The 24145-nt window shown below is 72.9% G+C and carries 20 protein-coding genes; 6 read left to right on the top strand and 14 right to left on the bottom strand.

The window, feature by feature from the left end:
- Positions 1-138: 138 nt before the first annotated feature.
- The 4 genes from A3CE_RS53855 to A3CE_RS0146655 all read right to left on the bottom strand — a co-directional run bounded on the left by A3CE_RS53855 (position 139) and on the right by A3CE_RS0146655 (position 5832).
- A complete protein-coding gene (locus A3CE_RS53855) occupies positions 139-2883 on the bottom strand; it encodes an HD domain-containing protein (protein ID WP_020647013.1) in 2745 nt (914 codons plus the stop codon).
- A complete protein-coding gene (locus tag A3CE_RS57130) occupies positions 2870-3145 on the bottom strand; it encodes a hypothetical protein (RefSeq protein ID WP_125591410.1) in 276 nt (91 codons plus the stop codon). Before A3CE_RS57130 ends, A3CE_RS53855 begins: the two co-directional genes overlap by 14 nt.
- Before the next feature lie 168 nt (positions 3146-3313).
- A complete protein-coding gene (locus A3CE_RS0146650; RefSeq protein ID WP_020647014.1) occupies positions 3314-4357 on the bottom strand; it encodes a glycosyltransferase family 9 protein in 1044 nt (347 codons plus the stop codon).
- On the bottom strand, positions 4354-5832 hold the full coding sequence (locus tag A3CE_RS0146655) for an HAD-IIIA family hydrolase (RefSeq protein WP_020647015.1): 1479 nt from the start codon (positions 5830-5832) through the stop codon (positions 4354-4356). Before A3CE_RS0146655 ends, A3CE_RS0146650 begins: the two co-directional genes overlap by 4 nt.
- A 90-nt stretch (positions 5833-5922) precedes the next feature.
- On the opposite strand from A3CE_RS0146655, the gene A3CE_RS0146660 reads away from it, so the two are divergent.
- The gene (locus tag A3CE_RS0146660; RefSeq protein ID WP_020647016.1) at positions 5923-7272 is read left to right on the top strand and encodes an aldehyde dehydrogenase family protein; all 1350 of its coding nucleotides are present in this window, start codon (positions 5923-5925) and stop codon (positions 7270-7272) included.
- 128 nt (positions 7273-7400) lie between these two features.
- Positions 7401-8501, top strand: coding sequence for an FUSC family protein (locus A3CE_RS0146665; protein WP_020647017.1), 1101 nt, complete (start codon positions 7401-7403; stop codon positions 8499-8501).
- A gap of 70 nt (positions 8502-8571) precedes the next feature.
- Here A3CE_RS0146665 and A3CE_RS52935 read toward each other — a convergent pair whose 3' ends face one another.
- The 8 genes from A3CE_RS52935 to A3CE_RS0146705 all read right to left on the bottom strand — a co-directional run bounded on the left by A3CE_RS52935 (position 8572) and on the right by A3CE_RS0146705 (position 16489).
- Positions 8572-8745, bottom strand: a complete 174-nt coding sequence (locus tag A3CE_RS52935; RefSeq protein WP_043791484.1) for a hypothetical protein — start codon at positions 8743-8745, stop codon at positions 8572-8574.
- Positions 8746-8841: 96 nt separating this feature from the next.
- On the bottom strand, positions 8842-10164 hold the full coding sequence (locus tag A3CE_RS0146675) for a UDP-glucose dehydrogenase family protein (protein WP_020647019.1): 1323 nt from the start codon (positions 10162-10164) through the stop codon (positions 8842-8844).
- The gene (locus A3CE_RS0146680; protein WP_020647020.1) at positions 10157-11107 is read right to left on the bottom strand and encodes a glycosyltransferase family 9 protein; all 951 of its coding nucleotides are present in this window, start codon (positions 11105-11107) and stop codon (positions 10157-10159) included. Before A3CE_RS0146680 ends, A3CE_RS0146675 begins: the two co-directional genes overlap by 8 nt.
- The gene (locus A3CE_RS0146685; protein WP_020647021.1) at positions 11098-11784 is read right to left on the bottom strand and encodes an SDR family oxidoreductase; all 687 of its coding nucleotides are present in this window, start codon (positions 11782-11784) and stop codon (positions 11098-11100) included. Before A3CE_RS0146685 ends, A3CE_RS0146680 begins: the two co-directional genes overlap by 10 nt.
- 28 nt (positions 11785-11812) lie before the next feature.
- Entirely contained in the window at positions 11813-13180 is a 1368-nt protein-coding gene (locus tag A3CE_RS0146690) for a PfkB family carbohydrate kinase (protein ID WP_020647022.1), read from the bottom strand.
- Positions 13177-13737 (bottom strand): D-sedoheptulose-7-phosphate isomerase, encoded by a 561-nt coding sequence (locus A3CE_RS0146695; RefSeq protein WP_020647023.1) that lies wholly within the window; start codon positions 13735-13737, stop codon positions 13177-13179. Before A3CE_RS0146695 ends, A3CE_RS0146690 begins: the two co-directional genes overlap by 4 nt.
- A complete protein-coding gene (locus tag A3CE_RS0146700) occupies positions 13737-15410 on the bottom strand; it encodes a carbamoyltransferase family protein (RefSeq protein ID WP_020647024.1) in 1674 nt (557 codons plus the stop codon). Before A3CE_RS0146700 ends, A3CE_RS0146695 begins: the two co-directional genes overlap by 1 nt.
- 113 nt (positions 15411-15523) lie before the next feature.
- On the bottom strand, positions 15524-16489 hold the full coding sequence (locus A3CE_RS0146705) for an NAD-dependent epimerase/dehydratase family protein (RefSeq protein ID WP_020647025.1): 966 nt from the start codon (positions 16487-16489) through the stop codon (positions 15524-15526).
- A gap of 131 nt (positions 16490-16620) precedes the next feature.
- On the opposite strand from A3CE_RS0146705, the gene A3CE_RS0146710 reads away from it, so the two are divergent.
- Both A3CE_RS0146710 and A3CE_RS0146715 read left to right on the top strand, forming a co-directional pair.
- Positions 16621-17487, top strand: coding sequence for a glycosyltransferase family 2 protein (locus tag A3CE_RS0146710; protein ID WP_020647026.1), 867 nt, complete (start codon positions 16621-16623; stop codon positions 17485-17487).
- Positions 17466-18356, top strand: coding sequence for a glycosyltransferase family 2 protein (locus tag A3CE_RS0146715; protein WP_020647027.1), 891 nt, complete (start codon positions 17466-17468; stop codon positions 18354-18356). Before A3CE_RS0146710 ends, A3CE_RS0146715 begins: the two co-directional genes overlap by 22 nt.
- A gap of 64 nt (positions 18357-18420) precedes the next feature.
- Here A3CE_RS0146715 and A3CE_RS0146720 read toward each other — a convergent pair whose 3' ends face one another.
- Positions 18421-19629, bottom strand: coding sequence for a glycosyltransferase family 4 protein (locus A3CE_RS0146720; RefSeq protein WP_020647028.1), 1209 nt, complete (start codon positions 19627-19629; stop codon positions 18421-18423).
- 21 nt (positions 19630-19650) lie between these two features.
- On the bottom strand, positions 19651-20592 hold the full coding sequence (locus A3CE_RS0146725) for a glycosyltransferase (RefSeq protein ID WP_051183845.1): 942 nt from the start codon (positions 20590-20592) through the stop codon (positions 19651-19653).
- A 168-nt stretch (positions 20593-20760) separates the two neighbouring features.
- Here A3CE_RS0146725 and A3CE_RS0146730 point away from each other — a divergent pair, with 168 nt between their 5' ends.
- Positions 20761-21945 carry a zinc-dependent alcohol dehydrogenase gene (locus A3CE_RS0146730; protein ID WP_020647030.1) on the top strand — a complete coding sequence of 395 codons (1185 nt, stop codon included), beginning with the start codon at positions 20761-20763 and terminating at the stop codon, positions 21943-21945.
- A 20-nt stretch (positions 21946-21965) separates the two neighbouring features.
- On the top strand, positions 21966-23990 hold the full coding sequence (locus A3CE_RS0146735) for a CocE/NonD family hydrolase (protein WP_020647031.1): 2025 nt from the start codon (positions 21966-21968) through the stop codon (positions 23988-23990).
- Positions 23991-24145 lie beyond the last annotated feature (155 nt).

Here is a 24145-nt window from a genome sequence, read left to right on the forward strand (position 1 = left end):
CGTACACCAGCCGGACGAGGCTCGCGGTGCTGGACACCGGGTCGAATTCGGCTCAGCTGCAACCGTTGACCCACCACCCGGACGCACGGTGCGCCGGCTGCACCCGGAGGGGGAACAGCCGGTGCCGCAGCGTGTTCCCTATCGAGATTCGCCGATGTCGTCCGTGCCCGGTCGGCGCATCCGGATCGCCGTGACGTGCAGTCCTGCGCCGTCCGCGGTCTCCAGCAGGGGCCGGTGGTCGCAGTCGTCCTGCATGGCCAGCGGCTCCATGAGGTTCACCGCTTCCACGATGTCGATCTCCCACAGCTCGGCGATCGTCCGCACCACCAAGCCGACGGAACCGAAGTTGCCGGTGTCGTACCACCACGTCCGGGCATCCCAGCCGGACGGCGGCTCGACCGCATCGACAAACCGTTCGTCCCGCGGACGTGGTCGTACTTCTTCGGGGTAAAACCAGGCGGGGTTGAGTCCCACGATCAACGCGTGGTCAGGAATTTCGACGCCGATGCCTTCGAAGGTGAAGAACTGTGTGCTTCGCCCGGCTTGGCCGAACCAGTTGACGCTCGCACCTGCGACGAGCAAAACTTCGCCGCGACCCTGCAGCCATTCCCGCAGCTCGTGCGCGTTGAGCTGGCCCCGGGTGCTCTGCGCGCACGGAAGTCGTGGGGCGCTGGCGTCGAGCCCCCGCGCAAGGTACCCGGCGTACCAGAGATCCACGGGGTCGGACCACTTGCCCTCACCCACCGAATCGGCCTGTGCCTCCAGCCACCGCCGGAACTCGGCCGAATCCGCGAGCGGAAACGCCCGGAGGCGGTCGGCGGTCAGCGGATACCCGCAGAAGACGCCCATGCAGAACTTGATCTCGTCGGCGTAGAGACCACCGACGTAGATGGAGGCTTCCGGCGGCTGCATCCAACGTAGGTCGGGATGGATGATTTCCCAGCCCGACGCCATCATCGCGCGGCCGATGAGGTTCCCGTCCGGGTCGTGGAGATCCCGGGCACGGTCGATGAAGACCTTCTCATACCCGTCGTACACGACGCGATCGAGGTGGCTGGCCTCCTCACGCCGGTACACCCGGCGGAACAGCTCGCTGCGGCTGATCCGGCGCCAGTCGTCGGCCTGGATGATCCGGACCGGCTGGGAGTCGTCCGGACCCTGGACCTTGATGTCGACGTCGGACAGAGCGCACAGCCGCGTCATCCTGCTGTGCAGCAGTTCTGTCTCCGACAGGCGCCGGTTCGTGGTCTGGAACAGGCCTTCTTCGGTACGGGGAGCTTCACGCAGCTTGAGCCGCACGAGCGTCCCGCTGTTGCGCAGCCGCTCGTGGAAGTCGGCTTGGCGGAGCATCGGCCGGCCGGTCACGCCGTGGCGGAACTCGAGCACGTGGGTGGACCGCGGTGCCTCGTCGTAGCCGAGACTGCGCACCTCGACCTGGTCGGCGATCATGAAGACCGCGAAGAACCCGATCCCGAACCGGCCGGTGGGCTGGAAGCCCTTGCCCAGCAACCCCGGGAAGTCGTTGAGCATGTCGGAGGCGAGCCAGCGGGAGTGCCCGAAGTCCGTGAGCGCGGTGACCATCGTCTCCGGTGCCATGCCGATACCGTGATCTTCGACGGTGAGCCACCACTCGCCGTCTTCCGAGGACAGCCGGATCGTGGCAGCGCCGCCGTAGTCGCCTTCGTGGACACGCCGCGCCCTCGTGGCATCCGCGGCGTTCGCCACCAGCTCACGGATGGCGACTTCGGGTTTGTTGCCGTAGAGATCCTTGCCGCCGAGGTTCGCGATCAGCTGGGTCGCGTCGCTGACGCGCAGCCGGGCATCCAGCGGCTCCCACAGATCCGTGCGGATGTAGAGCGCCAAGCGGGCGGGAGAATCGGCGCCGGCGACGGACCGGACCGCGAAGCGCGGGCGGTCGAGATCGGCACACAGCGCGTCGACTCGGCGCAGTTCGTTGTCGATGGTGCGGATCACCTCGTAGGCGAGCCACCACGCCGCCGCTTCGTCGCGGCCGAAGGGCCGGGTCGCGGTGTACACCAGCCGGTCGGCTTGCACGCGTGGCCGGGTCAGCCGCTCCTGGAAGTACCAGTGGTCGTGGGACGTTCCCGTCGGTTTGCGGAAAGCGTGCAGGTAGGGTGACGCCCGCCGCTGGTCGACGTGCGCCGCGTCGGCGAGCCGGAGCACGCAGGCGATTTTGAGCGGATCGACTTCCCAGGAAGTCGGGTGGTCGATGCACGAGCCCTGGGGTTGTTCGAAGGCGCGGAGGTCCGACACGTCGAACCAGTGACTGTGGGCGATCCGGCCGATCATGGACCCGAACGTCTGCCGGAGCACGACATCTTGAAGCAGGTAAAAACCTTCGCCGTCGGATGTGGTGAACGTCGTGGCCACGAGCCGCTCGGCCTGCTCCGCGTGCCGGAGCCGGAGCAGGTCGGCGACGGTCTGCTCGCGAGCGGACCGTTCGAGTGCCGCCCCGCGAGCCGACGGATCCGTGCGTCGCAGCCGGGCCAGGGCGCTGGCCATCAGGTCGTCGAACTGGGGGTCGTTTTCGATCGCGGTCAAGCCGCCGGAGTAGGAGGCGAGTCCCATCCCGAGGTCGTGCAGCAGGAACGCGCCTCCGAGCACGAACGCTTCGGCGGCGTTCAGGGGGAAGGATTCGCCGCAGATGAGCGAGGCGGTGTCCCACAGTGCGTCCACGTGAGTGATCGAGTGATCGGTGAACATCGGCATGGATCGGCTGATCTCGGCGGCGAGAGGTTCGACGGTCGAGCGGAACTGCAGGTAAGCCGACCGCAGGTGCTCCCGAGGTTCCCGTTCGGGATCATCCGTGGACTGCGGCGCCAAGGTGTGCCGCCACAGCGGGGTCTGCTCAAATCCGTGCACTGCCCAGCCCTCCGTTTTCCGCCTTCGCCGGGGTTGGTGGCAGCTGCGGTCCGGTCAGCTGGGATTCCTGCTCTGCCGTGGGCAAGCCTCTGGACCAGCGGGCTTTGCGTTTTTTCTCCGTCGGGTACCAGTCGATCGCGTCATGGGCGGCCTGTTCCGCGCGCTCGTACACCTCGCCGAGGCTGCTTTCGCCGGTCCAGCGCAGGACAGGCAGCCTGCGCAGCGTGAGATCCCGGCTTCGCTGTGTCGCCGACCGGGCCATGGATTCGCACGCTCCCCTCGTGGGCTGACCGCTCTCAGGGTCGCGGCGTGCGTGTTTTTGTTACAGGCTGCTTTCACCTCGGCGGGGAGAGTCATGGTGCGGCGCGCCAGCAGACCGGTGCCGTCGTGAACGACTCTTTCCTGTCGCCGGACGACAGGAAAGAGTCGTTCACGACGTTGCCGCCGCCGGGACCGGTGGGACGACGCCGGGCTGGGCGAGCGCGGTGACCGCGCGGCAGACGTCTGCGGGGTCGATCGTGTCGAGGCAGGGGTGGCCCGGGACCGGGCACGCCCGGGCGCGGCTGGCCCGGCAGGGTGCCTGCTGGTCGCCGAGCACCACCGTGGGGACGCCGTACGGTGCCCATCGCTGCGGCGGCACCACCGGGGCGAACAGCGACACCACCGGCGTGCCCGCCGCCGCGGCGAGGTGCGCCGGGCCTGTGTTGGGCGCCACCACGACCTGGGCGCCGGACAGCACCGCCGCCAGCTCGGCCAGTGACGTCCGGCCGCCGAGGTTCACCGCCGACGTCCCGGCCACGTGCTGAGTCAGGGGCCGTTCCGACGGCGCGCCCGTCACGAGCACCCGGTGCCCGTCCCCGGCCAGCGCCCGCACCATCCGCCGGCTCCAGTCCGCGGACGGCTGGCGGGCGGGCACGGACGCGGCCGGGTGCACCACGACGTACGCGCCGCCGCCGGTCAGCCTGCTCGTGTTCGGCAGCGGGCGCCGCAGTGCCAGGGCGCCGTGATCGTCCGGCGGTAGCGAAAAACCCGCGGCTTCGGCGAGGGACAGCATGCGCACCGGCTCCGGCGGATCGCCGTCGACGCGGTGGCGCAGGTCGAGCAGGCTGCCCGGATAGTCCTCGGAAATCGCGCCGATCCACGGCACGCCGGCTTGCCGCAGCAGCAGCGCCAGCGGCAACGGCGACTGGTGGAACGACGTCAGGATCAACGCGCGATCGAACGACTTCGCCCGGATGAGCGCGACGAACGCGCCGGTGTCCGCCGCGGTCACCGGCGGCGGCTCGGGGTCGATCCACGGCGCTGTCCACGTCAGCACGTCGTCCACGCCCGGCAGCAGTTCGGCGGCGGCGCGGCCGTGCGGGCCGGCCAGCAGCGTCACGTGCGACGCCGACGCGGCGACCGCGCGGACGCAGGGCCCGGCGAGCAGGACGTCCCCGAGGTTGTCCTGGCGGGCGACGAGCACCCGGGTCATCCGGCGAACCCGGCGACGCGCAGCGCTTCCGACAGATCCCGCGCGACGGCGGCGTCCCGGCGGGCCCTGGCGATCTCCGGTTCGAGCGTCCGGGCGGTCGGCACCAGCACCGCGCGGGCGCCCGCGGCGAGAGCGGCGTCGACGTCGGCGCCGGTGTCGCCGATGAGCACGCAGGACGCCGGATCGACGCCGAGCTCGTCGGCCGCCCGGAACACCATGCCGGGGGCGGGTTTGCGGCAGGCACACCCGTCGCCGTCGTCGTGGACGCAGACCTGCCAGGTGCCGAACGGGCCGAAGAGCTCCTTGACGCGGGCGTTCACCGCGTCGAGCTGTTCCGGGGTGATCAGTCCTTTCGCGACTCCGGACTGGTTGCTCACCACCCCGACCGGGACTCCGCGCTCCCGCAGCCCGCGGACCAGCTCGACGGCCCCGGGCACCGGGCGGACGCCGTCCGGGTCGTTCAGGTAGGGGACGTCGACGATCAGCGTGTCGTCCCGGTCGAACAGCACCGCGACGGGCGGCCGGGGCCGCCGGGCCGCGATTTCCCCGCGCAGCCGGTGGTAGCACGCCGCGGGCGGGATGAGCGCGCTGGTGACGACCATGCGCGCGACTTCGCCGGGTGTCCGAGGGCCCGGCAGGATCCGCCGGGTCGCGAACTCCGCGGTCAGCCCGGCCCAGATCCCGGCCGCGAGCAGCGCTTTTCCACGCTGCCGCAGCACCGGCAGCGCGAGCGCGGCCAGACCGGCCACTGTGGACAGTGCGTGCAGGCCGAGCCTGCCGTGGCCGGCACCGGTGCGTTGGCGCCAGAGCACGCCGTGCTTGGCCCGCATCAGCGCGTTGTCGGCGTTGCCGCGCTGGGCTTTCAGGCTGGAGAAGAACCCTGCCCGGCGGGCCGGGTGTGTGGTCAGCCGCGCGCCTTGGCCGATCCGGTGCCCGGCTTCGGCCACGCGCAGCGCGAGATCGGAGTCTTCGCGGAACGCGCGCGGGAACCGTTCGTCGAATCCGCCGGCTTCGGCGAGTGCGCCGCGCCGGTAGGCCATGTCGGCGGTGATCCACCGCGAGTGCTCGAGTCCCGCGGTGCCGCGCTCGTCGTCGGCGGGCCGCCGGTCCGTGGGCAGCGGGACGGTGATCCGGCCCTGGGACGCGGCGACGTCCGGTGGCAGCGGCAGGAGGTCGCCGGCGAGCTGCCGGGGCCAGTCGCGGGCGAGCACGACGTCGTCGTCGACGAAGGCGATCCACTCGCTCTTCGCGGTGCGCCAGCCGAGGTTGCGGGCCGCTGCCGGGCCGCGCCCGCCGGAGCGGAGTATGCGGACTTCGCCGGGAACGTCCAGATCGGACCCGCCCGGGCGGTCGTCGACGACGAGGATTTCCGCCGGCCGCGGGCCTTCCCCGCCGAGCAGGGTTTCCAGCAGTGGCCGAAGCGTCTCCCGGCCCGTCGTGGGGATCACCACGGTGTAGTCGAGCGAAGCAGTCACCGCGACGGACTACCCGCTTGCCGGCCGCTCAAACGGCGTGTCGAACTCCTCGCGCAGGGGTAACCCGACCTCGACGAGAAGGAGGCGCGGATGACCGCGGGGACGATCGAAATCCGGAATCCGGCCGACGGCAGCGTGGTGGGCCGGATGCCGGCCGCGGGCGAAGATGAGATCGACGCCGCGCTGGCGCAGGCGAACCGGACCCGGGCGCGGTGGGCCCGGACCCCGGCCGCCGAACGCGGCGCGCTGCTGCACACCGCCGCCGGACGGGTGCGGGCCCACGCCGACGAGCTGGCGAAGGCGAATGAGGCGGAGACCGGCCGCCCGTGGGACGAAGCCCGTGAAGGCGTGCTCGCCGGTGCGGGCACTTTGGACCAGTACGCCGAACTCGGCCCGGTCCACCGCGGCCGCAGCCTGCTCGGCGGCGTGGGCGCGACGGACCTCATGGTGCCCGAACCGCGCGGCGTCGTCGTGGCGCTCACGCCGTGGAACGACCCGGTCGCGGTCGCCTGCGGGCTTTTGGGTGCGGCGCTGGCGACCGGGAACACGGTGGTGCACAAGCCGAGCGAGCGCGCGCCGCACACCGGGCAGCTGCTCGGTGAGGTGCTCGGGGACGTGTTCCCGGCCGGCGCGCTGCAGACCCTCCACGGTGACGGCGGGGTCGGCGCGATCCTCGCGATGCGCGACGACGTCGACGTCATCGCCCACGTCGGCAGCACCGCGACCGGCCGGTCGATCGCGGCGAGCGCGGCCGCGACGGGAGCGAAGACGTTGCTGGAGAACGGGGGTAACGACCCGCTGGTGATCGACGAGGACGTCGACCCGGGCTGGGCCGCGGGCCAGGCGGCGCTGGGCGCGTTCGCCAACTCGGGGCAGCTCTGCGTCGCCGTCGAACGGATCTACGTGTGTTCCGCGGTCGCCGAGCCGTTCTTGGCGGCGCTGGTGAAGGAAGCTTCGTCCCGGACCTTGGCGCCGCTGGTGGACCGGCGGCACCGCGACCACGTGCATGCCCACGTCTCGGACGCGATCGAGCGAGGTGCCCGGCTACTGGCCGGGGGAGAGGTGCCGGACGGCCCGGGCGCGCACTACCCGGCGACGGTGCTCACCGGCTGCGCGCCGGACTCGCGGGTGATGACGGAGGAGACGTTCGGCCCGGTGGCCGCGGTGCGGATCGTCGACGGTTTCGACGAGGGTCTCGCCGAAGCGGCGGAAGGTGACTACGGCTTGGCGGCCACGGTGCTGACGGCATCGATGGGCCACGCCCAGCGCGCGTGGCGCGAGCTGCCGGCGGGCACGGTCAAGGTCAACAACGTGTTCGGCGGCGCGCCCGGCGGGGCCGCGCACCCGCGTCGCCGCAGCGGGAACGGTTACGGCTACGGACCCGAGCTGCTGGACGAGCTGACCCAGACGAAGCTCGTGCACATCGCGCCGCCCGCATGACCGACCAGCGCGACAGACCCACCGATGCCCCGGGTGGGCGATTTCGGCGGCTCGGTGCTGAGGGGCGCGACCGGACCCACCGCGCTCGGCCGGGACTGACTGCGGCGCTCCGGCGGCGGCTGACCGCCGTGTTCGGGAACCCGTCCGACGCCGAGCGGCACGACCGGACCCCGCTGGGCTGGTTCGCCCGCGCGCTGCGGGTGCCGGGCCGCGAACGCCGGATTCTCGTCCAGAGCGCCAAAGCCACCCTGGCCGCGACCGCCGCGTGGCTGCTGGCCACCGTCGTACTGCGGCTGCCCCAGCCGTTCCTCGCGCCGTACGCCGCCATTTTCCTGGTCGAAGCGACGGTCTACCGGTCGCTGCGGGGCTGGCTCCAGCAGGTCGGCTCGGTGGCCACCGGGGTCCTCCTCGCCGCCGTCGCGGGGCAGCTGATCCCGTGGCAGGTCGTCGCGCTGGGTGGGGTCGTCTTCGTCGGCCTGCTGGCGGGCAGCTGGCGGCGCTTCGGCGACTCCGGCGTCTGGGTCGGCGTCACCGGCATGCTGCTGATCTCCTACGGCACCGCCCGCGAGCCCGTCCTGCTCGGCGACCGCCTCCTGGAGACGGCGATCGGCGCCGCGATCGGCGTGGCCGTGAACACGCTGATCTTCCCGCCGCTGTACGGCGAACGCGTCGCCGCGGCGGCCGATCGGCTCGCGACGGCGCTGGCCGCCCTGCTCGAGTCGCTGTCCGATCTGGTCCGCCGTGACGAGCCGCCGGAGGACCTCGAGGACCTGCTGAACCAGGCGCAGGACACGCGCAGCCAGGTGCTGGCCGCCGAAGAAGCCGTCGGCCTGACGCGGGAAGGGCGGATGCTGAACCTGCGCCGCGGCCGCCCGGCCGACGGGGCGCACCACGAACGTCCGCTGCGGACACTCCTCGGGCTGTGGCCCGCGGTGTCGCAGCTGATCACCGCGGTGCGCACGACGGCGGGCCGCCAGGAGCACCCGTTCGAGTACCCCTGGCCGGACGCGCGGGAAGCGCTGGCCGACCTCATGCACCGCCTGGCCGGTGCCGTGCAGGCGGTCGCGGTCGTCGGGGAGCCGGTCGCGCTGGACGAATGCCGGGCCCTGCTCGAAAAGCTGGAGCGGCGGCTGGTGACGGCGGAAGAAGACGGCGTCCCGGCCCGGCTCGGCCTCGGCACGATGACCCTGCCCGCGCGGCACCTGGTGGAAATGCTGCGGGACCGCTGAAGTTCGTGAAGGCCACCTTCCGGAACTACAAGTTCCTCAAGGTGGCCTTCACGCACAACGGCAGGGCCGCCTACTGGTCCGCGATCGCGTCCGAGCGGTGCCGCCGGCAGGCGGTGCACACCATGGTCTGGCCCAGCAGGGTGCCGTCGCCGGACACCAGGCGGGCGACGTGCAGTGTGGGCAGGCCGCACTCCTCGCACGGGATGGGCTTGCTGTCGCGGCTGATCATGACTCGGTTCGGCACGTGAACCCCTCTGCCGGGATCGAAGGTCCCGGACCAGTTACCCCCGTGGTCTGCGCCACACTCGTCCGGCGCAGTGATGTCACTCGAATGGACTAGTCATGAGGCCGGGTCCTTCACCGGCGACGGCTTCGTTCCGACGCCGACGTGGGTGAACCCCGCTTCGGCCAGCCGGTCGGGGTCAAGCAGGTTGCGGGTGTCGACGACGACCGCCCGGTCGGCCGACGCGGCCAGCCGGGCCCAGTCGAGGTCGCGGAACTCCGGCCATTCGGTGAGCACGACGAGCGCCGCGGCGTCCTTGGCCACCAGGTACGGGTCGTCGACGACCTGGACCGCGCCCATCCCGGGCACGCACCCGACGGCCGGGTCGTGCGCGGTCAGCTCCGCGCCCGCGCGGGCGAGGTCCGCGGCCACCGCGACCGCCGGGGAGTCGCGCAGGTCGCCGGTGCCCGCCTTGAACGCCAGGCCCAGCAGCCCGATGCGGGCGCCGGAGAGTGACCCGTCCGCCGACCCCGTGACGGCCTGCCGGACGGTCCGCACCACCCGCGCGCGCTGCCGCGCGTTGACGCGGACGGCGTCGCGCACGATGGCGAAGTCGACGCCCGCGGATTCGGCCGCGTGCAGCAGGGCCGACGTGTCCTTCGGCAGGCACGAACCGCCCCAGCCGGGGCCGGGGGCGAGGAACCCGGGGCCGATCCGCGCGTCGAGGCCCATGGTGCGCGAAACCTCGCGGACGTCGGCGCCGAACCGTTCGCACAGTTCGGCGAGGACGTTCACATAGGACAGTTTCACCGCGAGGAACGCGTTGCTCGCGTACTTCGCGAGTTCGGCGCTGGCGGAGTCGGTCGCCACGACGGGAGCGCCGGTCGGCTCGTACAGCCGCGCGACCCGCCGCGCCGCGGGCGAATCCGGCGGGTCCGTGCCGACGAGCACCCGGTCCGGGTGCAGGAAGTCCTCGACGGCGTGCCCTTCGCGCAGGAACTCGGGGTTGCCGACGACGGGCAGGTCGTCGCGGCCCAGCAGGTGCGGCAGCCGCGCCGCGGTGCCGACCGGCACCGTCGACTTGGTGACCACCACGCAGCCGGGCCGCAGGAGGTGCCCGAGCTGTGGCACGACCGTTTCGAGGACGCCGAGGTCGGGCCGCCCGTCTTCGCCGGGCGGGGTGGGCAGGCAGAGCAGGACGAGGCCGGCGCCGTACAGCTCGGCCTGGGCGGTGGTGAAGGTGAGCGTCCCGTCCTCGAGGCCCTGGGCGACCAGCTCGGCCAGGCCGGGCTCGGCGATCGACACGACGCCGCGGCGCAAATCGTCCACTTTGGACTCGTCGGTGTCCACGCAGGTGACGCGGTGGCCGAGCCGGGCGAAGCAGGCGGCACTGGTCAAGCCGACGTAGCCCGCGCCGACGATCCCGATGTGCTCAGCCATGGACGACCCGCATTTCCAGTGCCGAACGCGTCGCGGCCAGCACGCGTTCCTTGCCGAGCAGCAGCAATCCGCCGTCGGGCTCCTCACCGTGCGGATCGCCGACATTGCCCGCCCAGAGCACGACATGCTGCCGCGCGGAGGGCGGCGGTCCCCACAGCCGCGGCGGGGTCGGGCCGAACAGCAGCACCGACGGCGTGCCGAACGCGGTCGCGAGGTGCCCGACGCCGGTGTCGCCGCAGACGACCAGCGCGGCCCCGGCCACCAGCGCGGCCAGCTCCGCCAGGCCGGTCCGCCCGGCCAGCACGGCGTCTTCGCCCAGCCCGGCGCGGCCGGCGATCGCAAGCGCCAGGTCGCGTTCGCCGGGGCTGCCGGTGAGCACCACGCGGTGCCCGGCAGCCGCCAGCGCGGCGATCACCGACGCGAACCGCTCCGGCGGCCAGCGCCGCGCGGGGAAGGCGGCGCCGGGGTGCACCACGACGGCGTCCGGGGCCGGGCTCGGGCCCGGCGGCACCGGCAGCCGCAGCGCCGAGCGGTCCGCCTCCCCGTGGGCGCACTCGGCGAGCCGGCACCAGCGGTCGACCTCGTGCAGGTCGTCGCGCCACGCGAGGCCGGGCACGTCGGGGAAGTCGGGGTGCTGGTGGGTCAGCACTTCGGCGGGGTCGGTGGCGAGAAGGTCGTGCAGGCTCTCCGGGCCGCTGCCGTGCAGGTTGACCGCGAGCTTCGGCGGCGGTCCCGGCCAGTCGAGGTCGCCGAGGCCCGCCGTGGGCAGCAGCTCGTCGACCGCGTCGATCAGCTCCACCAGGTCGCGCAGTCCCTCCGGCGCGGCCAGCACCAGGCGATCGTCCGGGTACGCCGCGCGCAGGGCCCGCAGCGCCGGGACGGCGGTCAGCAGATCGCCGATCCCGAGCGCGCGCAGCACGAGCACGGCGGAGCTCACGGCCACGACCCCTCCTCCGAGGCGCACACGACCAGCTCGCGGACCTCGGCGCCCGGCGGCTGGCCGAGCGCGAAGACCACGGTGTCCGCGACGTGCTCCGGCTGGTTGAGCTTCGCGTCCGGCGGCGGCTTGTACTGGTCGGTGCGGCCGTCGAAGAAGTGCGTCCACATCCCGCCGGGGATGAGGAGCGTGACGCCGATGCGCCCGGCCAGCTCGGCGGCCAGCGCCCGGGTGAAGCCGACGACGCCGAACTTCGAGGCGCAGTAGGCGGTCGCGTCACCAACGGCCTTGATGCCCAGCGTGGACGCGACCGTGACGACCGTGCCGTGCGAAAGTTCCAGGAAGGGGAGCGCCGCGCGGACGACGGCGGCGGTGCCGAGCAGGTTCACCTTCACCACCCGCTCCCAGTCCTCTGTGGACACTTCGCCGAGCGGGCCGCAGGCGTCGGTGCCCGCCGCGGTGAAGACGCCGTCCAGGCCGCCTGCGCGCCCGGCCAGCTCACGAACCGCGGCCTCGGTGGCCGCGGTGTCGGTCAGGTCGGCTTCGACGTACTCGGCCGGGTCGTCGGGACGGACGCGGTCGAGGATGAACGGGGTGCCGCCCGCCTTGCGGACGGCGACGGCGGTGGCGGCACCGAGGCCGGACGCGCCACCGGTGATCAGGACGTTGCCGAGGGGTCGCATTGCTCTCCTTCGGGAGTCGGCAGGGATTTCAGGCACTGGCCGCGGCGGCGACCAGCCGGGACGTCGAATAGCCGGGAACGGCCGGGACGAGCACGACCTCCCCGCCGTGCCGTTCGACGGCTTCGCGTTCGGGCAGGTCGGCTTCCGCGTAGTCGCCGCCCTTGACCCACACCTGGGGCCGCAGCTTCTCCAGCACGGCGACCGGGGACGGCTCGTCGAAGACGGTCACGGCGTCCACAAAGGACAACGCGGTCAGGAGCCGGGCCCGGTCGCGGTCCCGCACGAGCGGGCGGCCGGGCCCCTTGAGGCCGCGCACCGAAGCGTCGGAATTGAGGCAGACGACGAGCGCGTCGCCGAGCGAGCGGGCTTGCCGCAGGAGACTCACGTGCCCGGGGTGCAGCAGGTCGAAGCACCCGCCCGTGGCGATCAGCCGGCCGCCGCTCGCCCGGACCCGCGAAGCGAGACCGAAGGCGTCGGCCGACGGCTGCGGGTCGGGCACGGGACCGTCGTTCGTGGACAGTGCGGTCGCACCGCCGGCGGCGACGAACCGGGCGGCCGCTTCGACCGCGGTCACCACGGCTTCCGCCGGTCCGGCGCCACCGAGCAGGGCCGCGGTGGCCGCGGCGGCGAACCGGTCGCCCGCGCCGCAGGTGTCGGGCGCGGTGTGGCCCGGTGTCCGCGCCGCGGCGGGGACCGGGACGTTCGTTTCGCCCTGGCCGTCGGCGAGCACGGCGCCGCGCGACCCGGCGGTGACCGCGACCGCGCCGGCGTGCCAGTGGCCGCGCAGCAGCTTGGCGAGCTCGGCCGGTTCCTCGTGCCCGGTGAGGACCGCGCGCGCTTCGGCGAGGTTCGGCGTGACCAGCGCGGTGCCGGGCACCGGCTGGGCCCCGCGGGGGTGTGGGTCCCAGACGACCGGCATGCGCCCGGCCAGCTCCCGCAGGAGCCGCCGGACGTCCGGGTTGAGCGTCAGGCCGCGGCCGTAGTCGGCCACGAGGATCGCGCCGGCGTCTTCCAGGACGTCGCGCACCCGGGCCGGCAGCGGGTCGCCGGTCGCCGTGCCGTCGCCGGAATCCAGGCGCAGCAACGACTGCCCGCCCGCGCGGACACGGGTCTTGCACACCGTCGTGCCACGCAGGGGCAGCGGCAGCACGGTGACGTCCGGCTCGAGCAGCCCGGCGAGCGCGCGGCCGCCTTCGTCGTCGCCGAGCGGCGTCACCAGGACGACTTCGGCCGCCGACCGCGCGGCCAGCAAGGCGGCCAGCCCCGCGCCGCCGGGGCGGCGACGGCGGGCCGTCAGGTCGACCACCGGCACCGGCGCTTCCGGGCACAGCCGCTCGGCGGTGCCTTCGGCGTCGACGTCCAGCAGCGTGTCGCCGAGGACGACCAGCGGCTTCACGCGGTCACCCCGAGCGCGTCGTCGAGCGCCGCGCACAAGCCGTGGACCAGCACCAGGTGCATCTCCTGGACGGTCGCGACGGTCGGCGCCTCGACCGTCACCGCGTCGTCGCACAGGGCGGCGAGGGGGTTCGGGGCCGGCCCGGTCAGCGCCCACGTCGTGACGCCCAGTTCCTGCGCGGCTTTCGCGGCGGCGGCGACGTTCTGGCTGCCGCCGCTGGTGGACAGGCAGACCAGCACGTCACCCGGTCGCCCGTGCGCCTGCACCTGGCGGGCGAAGACCTCGTGGTCGCCGTAGTCGTTGACGATGGCCGTGATCGCCGACGTGTCGGCGTGCAGTGCGATCGCCGAGAGGGGCCGCCGTTCGTGGCGGAACCGGCCGACCAGCTCGCCGGTCAGGTGCTGGGCTTCGGCGGCGCTGCCGCCGTTGCCGCAGGCGAGCAGCCGGCCGCCGGCTTCGAAGACGCCGGCGAGGTGCCGTCCCCACGCGGTGATCTTGGGCGCGGATTCCCGGGTCCGCCGGGCGGCTTCGGCCAGCGCGGCGAGATGGTCTTCCATCACGGCACCTCCTTCTCCTCCGGCGACGCCGCGCCGGGCCGGGTGGGACGGGGACGCCGGAGCACGAACGGCCCCAGCGCCAGCAGGTCGATCGGCGCCGAGCCGAAGCACTCGAGCGCGTCGCGGGGCGAGTCGACCATCGGACGGCCCGCGGTGTTGAGGCTGGTGTTGATCACGACGGGCAGGCCGGTCCGGCGTTCGAACGCGGCGAGCATCCGCGCCAGCACGGGGTTTTCGCGCTCCTCGACGGTCTGCACGCGGGCGGTGCCGTCGACGTGCGTGACGGCCGGGATGCGGTCCCGCCAGTCTTCGGCGACGTCGTGCACGAACAGCATGTACGGACTCGGGAGCGGGCCTCGGGTGAAGATCGCGGCTGCCCGCTCGGCCCGCACCATCGGCGCCACCGGGCGGAACTGTTCGCGGCCCTTGACGTCGTTGAGCCGTTCGAGATTCGCCCGCCGGCCCGGGTGGGCCAGCAGCGAACGGTGCCCGAGCGCTCGCGGGCCGAATTCGGCGCGGCCCTGAAACCACGCGATCACGGCGTCGTTCGCCAGCGCTTCGGCGACGGTTTCGGCGAGGTCGGCCGGACGCTCGTAGGGCAGCTTCGCCTTGATCAGGATTTCTTCCAGCTCTTCGTCGGTCCATTCGCGACCGAGGCCCGCGTCCCCCATGGGTGCACCGCGTTCCCCGGCGTCGGCGGCCAGCTGCAGGGCGGCGCCGAGCGCGGTGCCCGCGTCGCCGGCGGCGGGCTGCACCCAGATCCGGTCGAACGGGCCCTCGGCGTGCAGCCGCGTGTTGGCGACGCAGTTGAGCGCGATGCCGCCGGCCAGTGCCAGGTCGCGCTGGCCGGTGCGTTCGTGCAGCCAGTTCGCCAGTTCCAGCAGGATGTCTTCGAGGACCTTTTGGACACTGGCGGCGAGATCGGCGTGCCGCGGGGTGAGCTCCTCGCCGGCTTCGCGGCGCGGGGCCAGCGCTGACAGATCGACGCCGGAAGCGTGGAAGCCGCCGTCGCCGGTGACGTGGACGTGCTCGCCGAGTTCGTCGAGGAACTCGGGCTTGCCGTAGGAGGCCAGCGCCATGACCTTGTACTCGTCGCTGGAGCGGGCGAAGCCGAGGTGCTCGGTGAGGTCCTCGTAGAGCAGGCCGAGCGAGTGCGGGAGCCGTTGCGCCGCCAGCTCTTTGAACCGCCCGTCCCGGTACTCACCGGCCAGGGAGGACGTGCTCTCGCCGCGGCCGTCGGCGACGAGGACCGCGCAGTTGCCGAACGGCGCGGCCAGCGCGGCCGACGCGGCGTGCGCGACGTGGTGCCGGACGAACCGGACGATTCCCGGGTCGAGCCCGGGCAAAGCGGACTCGAGGAACTTCGGTGCCCGCCGGGCGAACTCGGTCCGCAGCTCTTCGCCGCTCGGGTCGTGGCCGGGCAGGCCCGGTTCGACCAGCGCGGGGTCGTAGGAGTAGCCGACGGCGTCGAGGTCCGGTGCGGACAGTCCGGCCTGGGCCAGGCACCAGGCGGCGGCTTGGGCGGGTTGCTCCCAAGTGGAGAACGGCACCGCCTGCTTGCCGTGCTTGCGGCGGCTGAACCGTTCTTCCTCCGCCGCGGCGACGATCTCCCCGTCCACCACCAGCGCCGCGGCCGGGTCGTGGAAGACGGCGTTGATCCCGAGTATGCGCATCGACCTGCCTCTGGCGTTCCGGTGCGGACTCGTGGGGCCCGCTCTCGTCCCCTAGCGCTACCCGGCGAAGTCGTTGATAAACGATGGCACGCAAAAGCCCAGGGCGTCGCTACTCAGGGCGACGGCGCCCGGCGGAACCACGCCGCAGTGCGACGGAGGCCGTCGTCGGGGTCGATCTTCGGTTCCCAGCCGAGGAGCTCACGGGCGAGGGAGATGTCGGGGCAGCGCCGCCGCGGGTCGTCGACCACCGCGTCGATGGACTCGATCGCCGAACCGGACCCGGTGATCTCCTTGATCCGCTCCGCCACTTGACGGACCGTCAGCTCGTGCGGGTTGCCGATGTTCACCGGGCCGGGATGGGGCGACCGCGCGAGGTCGAGGAGGCCGCGGACAGTGTCCTCGACGTAGCAGATGGACCGCGTCTGCTCGCCCGTGCCGGTGACGGTGATCGGCTCGTTCCCGAGCGCCTGCCCGAGGAACGCCGGGATCATCCGGCCGTCGTTCGCGCGCATGCCGGGGCCGTAGGTGTTGAAGATCCGCGCGATCGCGGTGTCGACGCCGTGTTCGCGGCGGTAGGCGGAGGTGAGGGCTTCGGCGTAGCGCTTGGCCTCGTCGTAGACGCTGCGCGGCCCGATCGGGTTGACGTTGCCCCAATACCGTTCGCGTTGCGGGTGTTCCAGCGGGTCGCCGTAGACCTCGCTGGTGGACGCGAGCACGAACCGGGCGCTGTCACGGCGGGCGAGTTCGAGGGCGTGCTCGGTGCCGTACGAGCCGGCGCGCAGCGTTTCGAGCGGGAGCGCCAGGTAGTCGCGCGGCGACGCGGCCGAGGCCAGGTGGAACACGACGTCGGCCCGGTCTTCGAGGGGGATCGGGCGGGTGACGTCGTGGCGCACGAACCGGAACCGCTCGTGGCGGCGCAGTGCGTCGGGGGTGTCCGCCGACGACGTCACGAGGTTGTCCACGGCGATCACTTCGGTGTCCTCTTCGAGCAGCAGCGCGCACAGGTGCGCGCCGACGAAGCCGGCGCCCCCGGTCACCACCGCACGTTCGAACCGCCTGGTCGCTCCCGGATCCGTCATGCCGGGGCGGCTACCCGGCGCCCGTGCCGGCGAAACCGTGTAAGGCCACCCCGAGCGGGTACGCGGCCCACCATGCGAGTTCTGCTCACCGGATGGGCCAGTTTCCTGCACGGCGAAGCGGCGGGTTCGCGATGAGCGCGCGCACGACCGTCGTCATCGCGACCCGCGACCGCGCCCGCGAATTGGCGCGTACCTTGGCGCATCTGTCTACTTTGGACCCGAAGCCACCGGTCGTCGTGCTGGACAACGCGTCCGAAGACGAGACGGCCGACGTCGCCGGGCGGTACGCGAACGTGCGGGTGATCCGGCTGCCGCACAACCTCGGTGCCGCCGCCCGCACTCTCGGCGTCGTCGCGGCCGAGACGCCGTACGTCGCCTTCAGCGACGACGACTCGTGGTGGGCGGCGGACGCGCTCGCCGAGGCGGAGCGGATCTTCGACGAACACCCGCGGACCGGCCTGCTCGCCGCGCGCACCCTCGTCGGCCCGGAATGCCGGGACGACCCGGTGACGCCCGAAATGGAGCGCAGCCCGCTGGGCCGCCCGGACGGCGCGCCCGGCCCGCTGGTCCTGGGCTTCCTCGCCTGCTCCGCGATCGTCCGCCGCACGGCCTACCTGCAGGCCGGCGGGTTCAGCCCGCTGCTGCACTTCGGCGCGGAAGAACAGCTGCTGGCCTACGACCTGGCCGCACGCGGCTGGGAGGTCTGTTACGTCGGGCGCCTGCGTGCCCACCACCACCCGTCCCGGTCGCGGCCGCCGTCGTCGTGGCGCCGCCGGGCCGAGCTGCGCAACCGGCTGCTCATCGCCGTGCTGCGCCGCCCGCCGCGCGTCTGCCGCCGGGAGGTGGTCAGGACGCTGGTGCGGGCGCCCGGCGCCGTCCTCGGCGCCGCGGCGCGGCTGCCGCGCGCGCTCGGCTCCCGCCGCGTCCTGCCCGACCACGTCGAACACCAGGCCCGGACTCTCGAAAGGACCGCCGAATGGCGCGAATCTCGGTCGTGATCATCACCTGCAACCGGCGCTCGCAGCTGCGTGAAACGCTGGCGCACATGACGTCCCTGCCGGACGAGGCGCCGGTCTTCGTCGCCGACAACGGGTCCGCGGACGGCACGGCCGACATGGTCGCCGGGGAGTTCCCCGGCGTCCGCCTGTTCCGGCTGGCGGAGAACCTCGGCGCGGTGGCCCGCAACGTCGCCGTCGAAGAGGTGACGACCCCGTACGTCGCCTTCTGCGACGACGACACGACCTGGCAGCCCGGCGCGCTCACCCGGGCCGCCGACCTGCTTGACGCGTTTCCGGGCCTCGGCTCGGTGACCGGGCGCTGCCTGGTCGAGCCCGGCCTGGCCGAGGACCCGATCACGCCGGAGCTGCGGGAGTCGCCGGTGCCGGGCCCGGACTGGCTGCCGGGGCCGGCGCTGCTCGGCATCATGGCGGGCCTGACGGCGGTGCGCGTCAGTGCGTTCCGCGAGGTCGGCGGCTTCTCGACGCGGATGTGGCTCGGCGGCGAGGAGGAGCTGTTCGCTCTCGACCTCGCCGCGCGCGGCTGGTGGATGTGCTGGGCCGAGGACGTGGTGATCCACCACGCGCCGTCGAAGCTGCGCGACCCGCGTCACCGGCGTCGCCTGGGGATCCGCAACACACTCTGGACGCTCCTGCTGCGCCGCCCGTGGCCGGCGGTCTTCCGCCGCGGCCGCGAAGTCCTGCGTTCCGCGCCCACCGACCTGGCGACGGCGGCGGCCCTCCTGGACGTCGCCCGCGGCCTCCCGTGGGTCCTCACTTCGCGTCGGGTGGTCCCGCCGCACGTCGAGCACGGCCTCCGCCTCCTGGAAGCCCCCCAACGCGCCTCGAAAGCCCGCCGCTACGTGGGCTGAAAGGCCGTGAATGGCACATTGAGGGACTTCAAGTCCCTCAATGTGCCATTCACGGACAGCCGGGTCAGCGGGCTTCGGCGGTGACGGCGGTTTCCGGGACCAGCTTGTGGTAGGCCCGGAGCGTGTCGGCGGCGACGCGGTCCCACGAGTAGCGGGCCACCGCGCGGTCGCGGCCCGCGGTGCCGTAGGCGTGGCAGAGGGCCGGGTCGTCGATCAGCCGCCGGACCCGGGACGCGAGCTGCTTCGGCTGGTGCGGGTGGACCAGCAGCCCGGTGACGCCGTCGACGACCGTGTCGGTCAGCCCGCCCACCGCGGACGCGACCACCGGGACACCGCAGGCCATCGCTTCCAGGGGCACGATCCCGAACGGCTCGTACCACGGCGTGCACACGACGGCGTCGGCCGAGCGCAGCAGGGCCGGCATCTGCTCCCGCGACACCTGCCCTGGCCAGCGCACGCGGTCGCCGACGCCGAGCCGGTCGGCGAGCTGCCGCAGGCGTCCCGCCTCGGGGTCCCGGGACAGCCTGCCCTTTTCGGGGCCGCCCGCGATGACCAGCTCGGTGTCCGGCAGCTGGGCGAGCGCGGTGATCGCGATGTCGAACCCCTTGCGCGGGACCAGCCGGCCCACCGCCACCAGGCGGTGCGGCAGCCCGCGGCGGGCCGCCGGTCCGTCGGGGGAGAACCGGCCGAGGTCGACGCCGCACGGGACGATCGAGATCCGCGACCGCGGCACGCCGAGCCGGGACAGCTCGAAGACCTCGTCGGCGCAGGTCGCGATCACGCGCCCGGCCCGGCGGCCGATGATCCGCTCCAGCCGGATCCGGTCGGCCGGGCTGGTGTCCTGGTCGCCCTGGTAGCGCTTCTTGACGACGCCGAGGGCGTGGAACGTCTGCGCGACCGGCGTCCCGGTCGCGCTCGCCGCGAGCGACGTCGCGAGCCCGGACATCCAGAAGTGCGCGTGCGCCAGGTCCGGCCGCTCGAGCGCCCACCGGTCGCGCAGGAAGCTGCCGAACTCGCCCATGTACGGCAGGAGGTTGTCCTTCGGCATCTTGCGCGCCGGCCCGGCGGGCACGGGGACGACGCGGTACCCCTGGGGTGTCCGCACCTCGGGCGGCTCCTCGGCGCTCTCCCGTCGCGTGTAGACGGTGACGTCGTGGCCGATGCGCGCCAGCGCGGCCGACAGCTCCGCGACGTGCACGTTCTGGCCGCCGGCGTCGGCTTCGCCCAGCGCGGCGAGGGGACTGGCGTGCTCGGACACCATCGCGATCTTCATCGGTGAGGCGTTCCCTTCGGGTCAACGGGCCGTCTCGGCGAGGAGGTGGTCCCAAGCGGTGAGGAAAGCGCCCAGCCCGTAGTGCTTGAGGGCGTGTTCGCGGGCGTTCTTGCCGGCGAGCGCGGCGAAGTCGGGTTCGTGGATCAGCTCGCGGAAACCCCGCGCCAGCACGGAAACATCGGTCGACAGCACGCCCGCGTCGGCCGGCACCGCCTCGACCGCCTCGGTGGCGGCGAACACGACCACCGGCATCGCCAGGTGCATCGCCTCCAAAAGGGACAGTCCGAGCGACGTCCACCGGGCGGTGTGCAGGTAGACGCGGCGGCGCGCGATCTCGTCGTGCAGCGCCGGCGCCGGGACGTCGCCCAGGCCGCGCAGCGGTGCGCCGAGTTCCTTCGTCCCCATGCCGAACACGTCGACCGGGGCCTGTCCGGCGAGCGTGCCGAGCAGGTCGGCGCCGGTGACGCGCCGCCGCCGCACCGGCTCGTTGATCATCGACACGCCGGCCGCGAGCTCGCCGGTGTAGCGCGGTCCCGGATCGGGGATCCCGTGCGGCACCACGGTCGTGGGCGCGCGGCCGCAGTCCCACATCGCCGCGTTGAAGTGGGTCACGTGCGCGACGGTGACGTCGGAGCGGCCGGCGAGGGGATGCTCGCTGGACGCGGCGTACGGCCGGGGCGCGTTGTGTTCCACGTAGACGGCCGGAACGTCCAGGCGGGCGGCGAATTCGAGCTCTTCCGGGCGTTGCAGGACGACGACGTCGGGCTCGGCCCCGGCCATCCCGTCGAGCGGCACTTCGGTCACCGACGGCCAGTCCCGCCCGGCCTTGCCGAGGCCCCAGGGCGCGCCGCCGGGCGAAACCGGCAGGAAGTATTCGTGGCGGCCGCGGACGAAGGCGTCCGTCCACGAGCCGTGCACGTGCCAGAGCAGTACTCTCAGGCGCCGGGATCCGGGATCGGTCATGCTCCCTGATTGCCCGGAGATCGCGCGTTAAACGTACCGCCGAACGGGGTATCCGGCGCCGACGGTTTCGCCGCGCGGCTCCCGCGAACACGCCCTCGCGACCCGCGTTTGTCCGCCCCCACCCGTGGGAAGCCGGGGCAAGACACCCGCACGCGGAAAGGGAGAGCCATGAAGGCAGTGACCTGGCACGGCAAACGTGACGTCCGCGTCGAGGAGGTGCCGGACCCGAAGGTCGAGGAGGCCACCGACGCGGTGATCCGCGTGACCTCCACCGGGATCTGCGGCTCCGACCTGCACCTCTACGAGGTGCTGGGCGCGTTCATGACCGAGGGCGACATCCTCGGCCACGAACCGATGGGCGTGGTCGAAGAGGTCGGGCCGGAGGTGACGAACCTCAAGCCCGGCGACCGGGTCGTCGTCCCCTTCAACATCTCCTGCGGGCACTGCTGGATGTGCGAACACGGCCTGCAGTCGCAGTGCGAAACGACCCAGGTCAGAGCGCAGGGCAAGGGCGCGGCGCTGCTGGGCTACACCAAGCTCTACGGCCAGGTCCCCGGCGGCCAGGCCGAGTACCTGCGCGTGCCGCAGGCGCACTACGGGCCGATCAAGGTCCCGGACGGCCCGCCGGACGAGCGGTTCGTCTACCTCTCCGACGTCGTCCCGACCGCGTGGCAGGCCGTCGAGTACGCGGACGTCCCGCGCGACGGCACGGTCGTCGTCTTCGGCCTCGGGCCCATCGGGCAGATGTGCTGCCGGATCGCCCGCCACCGCGGCGCCGGCCAGGTGATCGGCGTCGACCTGGTGCCGGAGCGGCTCGCCCGCGCCCGCGAGCACGGCGCCACCGCGCTCGACACCCGTGACCACAAGGACATCGGCGACAGCCTCCGCCAGCTCACGAACGGCCGCGGCGCCGACTCGGTGATCGACGCGGTCGGCATGGAGGCCCACGGCGCCCCGGTCGGGAAGCTGGCGCACACCCTCGTCGGGCTGTTGCCGCAGCCGCTCGGCGAGAAGATCACCGAGAAGGCCGGCATCGACCGGCTGAGCGTGCTCTACGCCGCGATCGACAGCGTCCGCCGCGGAGGCACGATCTCCCTGTCGGGCGTCTACGGCGGCATGGTCGACCCGATGCCGATGATGGTGCTGTTCGACAAGCAGATCCAGCTGCGGATGGGCCAGGCCAACGTGCGGCACTGGCTCGACGACATCATGCCGGTGCTCACCGGCGACGGCGACCCGCTCGGCGTCGAGGGATTCGCCACCCACAAGCTGCCGCTGGCCGAAGCACCGCGAGCGTACGACATGTTCCAGAAGAAGCTGGACGGCGCCCAGAAGATCCTGCTGCAGCCGTAACCCCGGGAGGGAACTGACTCTTGCGAGCCGTCACCTCGCTGCCGTACGAAATCACCGAGGAAGACCACGTCCGGATCCCGATGTCCGACGGGACCGTCCTGTCCGCCCGCGTCTGGCGGCCGGTCTCGTCGGACACCGAGCCGGTACCGGCGATCCTCGAATACATCCCCTACCGCAAGCGGGACCTCACCGCGCCCCGCGACTCGATCCACCACCCCTACCTCGCCGGCCACGGGTATGCCTGCGTCCGCGTGGACATCCGCGGCACCGGCGAGTCCGAGGGCGTCCTGGCCGACGAGTACCTCGAACGCGAGCAGCTCGACGCCGAAGAAGTCCTCGAGTGGATCGCCGGGCAGCCGTGGTGCACCGGCGACACCGGGATGATGGGCATCTCCTGGGGCGCGTTCGCCGCGCTGCAGGTCGCGGCGCGGAAACCGCCGAGCCTGCGTGCCATCGTGATCTCGTCGTTCACCGACGACCGCTTCGCCGACGACATGCACTACATGGGCGGCTGCCTGCTGTCGGACAACGTCGCCGAGTCCGGCACGATGTTCGCCTACGCCACGCTGCCGCCCGACCCGGCGGTCGTCGGCGAGCGGTGGCGGGAGATGTGGCTGGACCGGCTGGAGAACTGCAGCCTGTGGATCGACAACTGGCTCAGCCACCAGAGCCGTGACGACTACTGGCGGCACGCGTCGGTCTCGGAGAACTACAGCGACGTCCAGGTGCCTGTGCTGGCGTCCAGCGGCTGGGCCGACGGCTACTCCAACGCCGTGATCCGGCTCCTGGCCCACCTCGACGTCCCGCGCCGGGGGCTGATCGGCCCGTGGTCGCACAAGTACCCGCACCTCGGCGAACCCGGGCCGGCGATCGGCTACCTCCAGGAAGTCGTCAAGTGGTGGGACCACTGGCTGCGCGGCGAAGAGAACGACGCCATGGACGGGCCGATGCTGCGGACCTGGATGCAGGAGAGCGTGCCGCCCTCGACGTCCTACGAAGACCGGCCCGGCCGGTGGGTCGGCGAGGCGACCTGGCCGTCACCGCACGTCGAACCGCAGGAGCTGCCGCTGGCCCCGCACCGCCTCGCGCGGCCGGGGGAAGACGTCTCCGACGAAGCCCTGCCCGTGTCGTCGCCGTTGTCGGTCGGGCAGTTCTCCGGGAAGTGGGCGTCCTACAGCGCCCCGCCGGACCTGCCCTACGACCAGCGCGAGGAGGACGGCGGCTCGCTCGTCTTCGAGACCGACGTGCTCACCGAGCGCTGCGAGATCCTCGGCTCTCCGAAGGTACGGCTGGAGGTCTCGGCCGACCAGCCGGTCGCGATGGTGGCGGCACGGCTGTCCGACGTCGCGCCGGACGGGCGCGCCACGCGCGTCACCTACGGGCTGCTCAACCTGACCCACCGGGACGGCCACGACGAGCCGGCGCCGGTGGAGCCGGGGCAGCGGTGTGAAGTCGAGATCGAGCTGAACGCCGTCGCGCAGGCTTTCCCGGCCGGGCACCGGATCCGGCTTTCGCTGTCCACGTCGTACTGGCCGCTGGCCTGGCCGTCGCCGACACCGGTGCTGCTGTCCGTCCACACCGGACACAGCGCGCTGGAGCTGCCGGTGCGCCCGGTCGCCGAGCCGGACGAGCTGCCCGCCCGGCCGTTCGGCGAACCCGAAGGCGCGCCGCCGATCCCGGTGACCGCGGTGACGCCGGGGGAGCAGCGGTGGACCGTCTCCCGGGACCTCGTCGGCTACCGGTCGGCGCTGGACATCGTGAAGAACGCCGGGACGGTCCGCTACGACGACCTCGACCTGGAGGTCACCCGCGACGTCCGTGAGCGCTACAGCTGGGTCGCCGAGGACTTCTGCTCGCCGGTGGCCGAAGCCGAGTGGGTGGTCACCTTCTCCCGCGGCGAGTGGCTGGCGCGCAGCGAAACCCGCACCCGGGTGTCCTGCACCGACACCGAGTTCGTCGTCGACGCCCAGCTCGACGGCTACGACGGGGCCCGGCGGGTCGTCTCGCGCAACTGGCACCGGCGGATCCCCCGGGACCTGGTCTGAGTTTCGGAGCCGCGACACGGGGTAAGCCTTCCGTGTGCGGATCGTGATCACCGGGGCCACCGGGGCCACCGGGAACGCCGGCGCTGGCGGAGACCGAGCTGGGCTGGCAACCTCGGTATGACGCGGCCCTGCCGCTTGACCAGCCGGGAGGCCGG

Source organism: Amycolatopsis balhimycina FH 1894 (assembly GCF_000384295.1).
GTDB classification, from domain to species: Bacteria; Actinomycetota; Actinomycetes; order Mycobacteriales; family Pseudonocardiaceae; genus Amycolatopsis; species Amycolatopsis balhimycina.

Bases quoted from the DNA above. Each gene is read 5' to 3' on its own strand.
- A3CE_RS57130 (WP_125591410.1), bottom strand. From the start codon at position 3,145: ATGGCCCGGTCGGCGACACAGCGAAGCCGGGATCTCACGCTGCGCAGG.
- A3CE_RS0146650 (WP_020647014.1), bottom strand. From the start codon at position 4,357: ATGACCCGGGTGCTCGTCGCCCGCCAGGACAACCTCGGGGACGTCCTG.
- A3CE_RS0146660 (WP_020647016.1), top strand. From the start codon at position 5,923: ATGACCGCGGGGACGATCGAAATCCGGAATCCGGCCGACGGCAGCGTG.
- A3CE_RS0146675 (WP_020647019.1), bottom strand. From the start codon at position 10,164: ATGGCTGAGCACATCGGGATCGTCGGCGCGGGCTACGTCGGCTTGACC.
- A3CE_RS0146685 (WP_020647021.1), bottom strand. From the start codon at position 11,784: ATGCGACCCCTCGGCAACGTCCTGATCACCGGTGGCGCGTCCGGCCTC.
- A3CE_RS0146695 (WP_020647023.1), bottom strand. From the start codon at position 13,737: ATGGAAGACCATCTCGCCGCGCTGGCCGAAGCCGCCCGGCGGACCCGG.
- A3CE_RS0146700 (WP_020647024.1), bottom strand. From the start codon at position 15,410: ATGCGCATACTCGGGATCAACGCCGTCTTCCACGACCCGGCCGCGGCG.
- A3CE_RS0146705 (WP_020647025.1), bottom strand. From the start codon at position 16,489: ATGACGGATCCGGGAGCGACCAGGCGGTTCGAACGTGCGGTGGTGACC.
- A3CE_RS0146710 (WP_020647026.1), top strand. From the start codon at position 16,621: ATGAGCGCGCGCACGACCGTCGTCATCGCGACCCGCGACCGCGCCCGC.
- A3CE_RS0146715 (WP_020647027.1), top strand. From the start codon at position 17,466: ATGGCGCGAATCTCGGTCGTGATCATCACCTGCAACCGGCGCTCGCAG.
- A3CE_RS0146720 (WP_020647028.1), bottom strand. From the start codon at position 19,629: ATGAAGATCGCGATGGTGTCCGAGCACGCCAGTCCCCTCGCCGCGCTG.
- A3CE_RS0146725 (WP_051183845.1), bottom strand. From the start codon at position 20,592: ATGACCGATCCCGGATCCCGGCGCCTGAGAGTACTGCTCTGGCACGTG.
- A3CE_RS0146730 (WP_020647030.1), top strand. From the start codon at position 20,761: ATGAAGGCAGTGACCTGGCACGGCAAACGTGACGTCCGCGTCGAGGAG.